The following is a 5,404-nucleotide window of genomic DNA, read 5'->3' as shown; positions in this document are numbered from 1 at the left end:
GGATAGAAGCCTGACGATGACCTACTCTCGCATGGGGAGGCCCCACACTACCATCGGCGCTGAGCGGTTTCACTGCTGAGTTCGGCATGGATCAGGTGGTTCCCACTCGCTATGGTCGTCAGGCAAAACTGACGTCGGGATGACTGGCGTCTGGCTGCCTTCATCCCAACCGATTCGGATCATGCTGACCGATACGTCTCACGTATCCAGCCATTGTCGGGGCATCGACCACCAGACCCCTTGGGGTTATATGGTCAAGCCTCACGGGGCATTAGTACACGTTAGCTCAACGCCTTGCAGCGCTTCCACACCGTGCCTATCAACCAGCTCGTCTTGCTGGACCCTTTAGGAGACTCGAAGTCTCGGGGAGATCTCATCTTGAAGGGGGCTTCCCGCTTAGATGCCTTCAGCGGTTATCCCGTCCGCACGTAGCTACCCGGCAGTGCCACTGGCGTGACAACCGGAACACCAGAGGTGCGTCCACTCCGGTCCTCTCGTACTAGGAGCAGCGCTTCTCAAATCTCCAACGCCCACGGCAGATAGGGACCGAACTGTCTCACGACGTTCTAAACCCAGCTCGCGTACCACTTTAAATGGCGAACAGCCATACCCTTGGGACCGACTTCAGCCCCAGGATGTGATGAGCCGACATCGAGGTGCCAAACACCGCCGTCGATGTGAACTCTTGGGCGGTATCAGCCTGTTATCCCCGGAGTACCTTTTATCCGTTGAGCGATGGCCCTTCCATACAGAACCACCGGATCACTAGAACCTACTTTCGTACCTGCTCGACCTGTCCGTCTCGCAGTCAAGCACCCTTATGCTCTTGCACTCAATGCACGATTTCCAACCGTGCTGAGGGTACCTTCGTGCTCCTCCGTTACGCTTTCGGAGGAGACCGCCCCAGTCAAACTACCCACCACACACTGTCCTCACACCGGATCACGGTGCCAAGTTAGAACGCCAATGATGCCAGGCTGGTATTTCAAGGTCGGCTCCACCCGAACTGGCGTCCGGGCTTCCTAGCCTCCCAGCTATCCTACACAAGCAACATCAGCGTCCAGTGTGAAGCTGTAGTAAAGGTTCACGGGGTCTTTCCGTCTAGCCGCGGGTACACAGCATCTTCACTGCGATTTCAATTTCACTGAGTCTCGGGTGGAGACAGCGTGGCCATCATTACGCCATTCGTGCAGGTCGGAACTTACCCGACAAGGAATTTCGCTACCTTAGGACCGTTATAGTTACGGCCGCCGTTTACCGGGGCTTCGATCAGGAGCTTCGCTTGCGCTAACACCATCAATTAACCTTCCGGCACCGGGCAGGCGTCACACCCTATACGTCCGCTTACGCGTTAGCAGAGTGCTGTGTTTTTAATAAACAGTTGCAGCCACCTGGACTCTTCGACCGGTTCAGGCTCCGGAGGCTAGCTCCTTCACCCTAAGCCGGCGCACCTTCTCCCGAAGTTACGGTGCCATTTTGCCTAGTTCCTTCACCCGAGTTCTCTCAAGCGCCTTGGGATTCTCACCCTGACCACCTGTGTCGGTTTGGGGTACGGTCGCATGTGATCTGAAGCTTAGAGGCTTTTCCTGGAAGCGTGGCATCAATGACTTCCGCACCGTGGTGCGTTCGTCTCGCCTCTCGGCACAAGGGATCCCGGATTTGCCTAAGATCCCAGCCTACCGGCTTTCACCAGGACAACCAGCGCCTGGCTCACCTAGCCTTCTTCGTCCCCCCATCGCAATCACATCCGGTACGGGAATATTGACCCGTTTCCCATCGACTACGCTTTTCAGCCTCGCCTTAGGGGCCGACTCACTCTGCTCCGATTGACGTAGAACAGAAACCCTTGGTCTTCCGGCGGGGGCGGTTTTCACGCCCCTTGTCGTTACTCATGTCAGCATTCGCACTCGTGATACCTCCAGCAAGCTTCTCAACTCACCTTCGCAGGCTTACACGACGCTCCTCTACCGCNNACCCGTAGCTTCGGCATCTGGTTTGAGCCCCGTTACATCTTCCGCGCAGGCCGACTCGACTAGTGAGCTATTACGCTTTCTTTAAAGGATGGCTGCTTCTAAGCCAACCTCCTAGCTGTCTGGGCCTTCCCACATCGTTTCCCACTTAACCAGAATTTGGGGGCCTTAGCTGACGGTCTGGGTTGTTTCCCTTTTCACGACGGACGTTAGCACCCGCCGTGTGTCTCCCACGCTCTACTCACCGGTATTCGGAGTTTGCCTCGGGTTGGTAACCCGGGATGGGCCCCTAGCCGAAACAGTGCTCTACCCCCGGCGGTAATACGTGAGGCGCTACCTAAATAGCTTTCGAGGAGAACCAGCTATCTCCGAGCTTGATTAGCCTTTCACTCCGATCCACAGCTCATCCGAATCTTTTTCAACAGATCCCGGTTCGGGCCTCCAGTTGATGTTACTCAACCTTCACCCTGGCCATGGATAGATCGCCCGGTTTCGGGTCTATATCCAGCGACTGGTCGCCCAGTTAAGACTCGGTTTCCCTACGCCTCCCCTACTCGGTTAAGCTCGCCACTGAATATAAGTCGCTGACCCATTATACAAAAGGTACGCGGTCACCCCTTCACTAAGCCACCTCTGCTTGTTTGTTGGGTTGGTCGTTACTCGAACTTCACATCGTTGAGTGAGCTCGTAACGACAACCGTCAACCTCGCAGAAGTCATTCACTCTCCACGTCTTGCGAAGTGGCTTAGTGAAGGGGCTCCCACTGCTTGTACGCATACGGTTTCAGGATCTATTTCACTCCCCTCTCCGGGGTTCTTTTCGCCTTTCCCTCACGGTACTGGTTCACTATCGGTCAGCCAGGAGTATTTAGCCTTGGAGGATGGTCCCCCCATGTTCAGTCAGGGTTTCACGTGCCCCGACCTACTCGATTTCACACATTCAGGTTTTCGACTACGGGGCTATCACCCACTATGGCGATCCTTTCCAGAATCTTCGTCTAACCCGTCACATGCTTAAGGGCTACTCCCCGTTCGCTCGCCGCTACTGGGGGAATCTCGGTTGATTTCTTTTCCTCGGGGTACTTAGATGTTTCAGTTCCCCCGGTTCGCCTCACACCCCTATGGATTCAGGATGTGATACCCAGCTGGGCTGGGTGGGTTTCCCCATTCGGAAATGCCCGGGTCACAGGTTGTTTGCCACCTCTCCGAGCCTTATCGCAGGCTACAACGTCCTTCATCGCCTCTGGCTGCCAAGGCATCCACCGTATGCGCTTAATCGCTTGACCATATAACCCGAAGGAGTCTGGTCCGGCGATCAATGTCACGACAATTGCCGGATACGCTTGAGACGTATCTCNNCTTGCGACTGATCTCAAACGATGACTGTTGGGCAATCTTTTCCAGACAAGGCAAAGGACGACGAAGTTTATGAGGTATAAACAAGTCGGACTTTAACGCCGTATGGGAAAGATTTGGTGGAGCCTAGCGGGATCGAACCGCTGACCTCCTGCGTGCAAGGCAGGCGCTCTCCCAGCTGAGCTAAGGCCCCTGGCGCAAGAAAGAAGAACGAAGATATAAGAATGAAGATACTCTTCCTTCTTATCTCTGATGACTTCCGTCTTGAGTTGGTGGGTCTGGGCAGACTTGAACTGCCGACCTCACCCTTATCAGGGGTGCGCTCTAACCAACTGAGCTACAGACCCNNTCTCGCGATCCGCTAATCGTTTAAGGAGGTGATCCAGCCGCAGGTTCCCCTACGGCTACCTTGTTACGACTTCACCCCAGTCATGAACCACACCGTGGTGATCGCTCCCCCGAAGGTTAAGCTAACCACTTCTGGTGCAGTCCACTCCCATGGTGTGACGGGCGGTGTGTACAAGGCCCGGGAACGTATTCACCGTGACATTCTGATTCACGATTACTAGCGATTCCGACTTCACGGAGTCGAGTTGCAGACTCCGATCCGGACTGAGGCCGGCTTTCTGGGATTCGCTCCACGTCGCCGCTTCGCAACCCTTTGTACCGGCCATTGTAGCACGTGTGTAGCCCTACCCGTAAGGGCCATGATGACTTGACGTCGTCCCCACCTTCCTCCGGTTTGTCACCGGCAGTCTCCCTAGAGTTCCCGACCGAATCGCTGGCAAATAGGGACAAGGGTTGCGCTCGTTACGGGACTTAACCCAACATTTCACAACACGAGCTGACGACAGCCATGCAGCACCTGTCTCAGAGCTCCCGAAGGCACCAAGGCATCTCTGCCAAGTTCTCTGGATGTCAAGGGTAGGTAAGGTTCTTCGCGTTGCATCGAATTAAACCACATGCTCCACCGCTTGTGCGGGCCCCCGTCAATTCATTTGAGTTTTAACCTTGCGGCCGTACTCCCCAGGCGGTCGACTTATCGCGTTAACTGCGCCACTAAGTCCTTAAAGGTCCCAACGGCTAGTCGACATCGTTTACGGCGTGGACTACCAGGGTATCTAATCCTGTTTGCTACCCACGCTTTCGCACCTCAGTGTCAGTGTCAGGCCAGAAGGCCGCCTTCGCCACTGGTATTCCTCCCGATCTCTACGCATTTCACCGCTACACCGGGAATTCTACCTTCCTCTCCTGCACTCTAGCCTGGCCGTTCCGGATGCGGTTCCCAGGTTGAGCCCGGGGCTTTCACAACCGGCGTGCCAAGCCACCTACGCGCGCTTTACGCCCAGTAATTCCGATTAACGCTCGCACCCTCCGTATTACCGCGGCTGCTGGCACGGAGTTAGCCGGTGCTTCTTCTGTGGGTGATGTCCTTCTTGCCGGGTATTGGCCGGCAAGCTTTCTTCCCCACTGAAAGTGCTTTACAACCCGAAAGCCTTCTTCACACACGCGGCATGGCTGGATCAGGCTTGCGCCCATTGTCCAATATTCCCCACTGCTGCCTCCCGTAGGAGTCTGGGCCGTGTCTCAGTCCCAGTGTGGCTGATCATCCTCTCAGACCAGCTACGGATCGTCGCCTTGGTGAGCCGTTACCTCACCAACCAGCTAATCCGACATAGGCTCATCCGATAGCGCGAGGTCCGAAGAGCCCCCGCTTTCTCCCGTGGGACGTATGCGGTATTAGCCTGGGTTTCCCCAGGTTATCCCCCACTACCGGGCAGATTCCTATGCGTTACTCACCCGTCCGCCGCTCGCCACCAGGGAGCAAGCTCCCCGTGCTGCCGCTCGACTTGCATGTGTTAGGCCTGCCGCCAGCGTTCAATCTGAGCCATGATCAAACTCTTCAGTTAAAAGCTTGATAGTCCTTACTTCTCTCAATCCGAAGAAAGAGAAGAAAAGCGGACCAAACTTGGTTCAAGGTCAAACGAATCTCGACGAGTCGCTTGCCTCGATATCGCGTGACTGGCGTCACGCAAGACAAGCGCCCACATCAATTACCTGATCGATTGTTAAAGAGCG

2 tRNA genes and 3 rRNA genes are annotated in these 5,404 nt (G+C 55.5%); all 5 read right to left on the bottom strand.

The features are described from left to right. Positions 1-8: 8 nt before the first annotated feature. The 5 genes from rrf to DOM57_RS13725 all read right to left on the bottom strand — a co-directional run bounded on the left by rrf (position 9) and on the right by DOM57_RS13725 (position 5,235). Positions 9-123 (bottom strand): 5S ribosomal RNA (gene rrf / locus DOM57_RS13745). Positions 124-250: 127 nt separating this feature from the next. Further along, positions 251-3,255 (bottom strand): 23S ribosomal RNA (locus DOM57_RS13740). Positions 3,256-3,442: 187 nt separating this feature from the next. Then, positions 3,443-3,518, bottom strand: a tRNA-Ala gene (locus DOM57_RS13735). A gap of 77 nt (positions 3,519-3,595) precedes the next feature. Continuing rightward, positions 3,596-3,672: transfer RNA gene (locus DOM57_RS13730), tRNA-Ile, on the bottom strand. A 23-nt stretch (positions 3,673-3,695) separates the two neighbouring features. After that, positions 3,696-5,235 (bottom strand): 16S ribosomal RNA (locus DOM57_RS13725). The 16S, 23S and 5S rRNA genes sit together here with 2 tRNA genes alongside, the layout of an rRNA operon. Positions 5,236-5,404 lie beyond the last annotated feature (169 nt).

Source organism: Salinicola peritrichatus, from assembly GCF_003206715.1.
Lineage (GTDB): Bacteria > Pseudomonadota > Gammaproteobacteria > Pseudomonadales > Halomonadaceae > Salinicola > Salinicola peritrichatus.
Note: the sequence above shows the minus strand (reverse complement) of the source record. Positions and strands in the feature narration are given on the sequence as shown.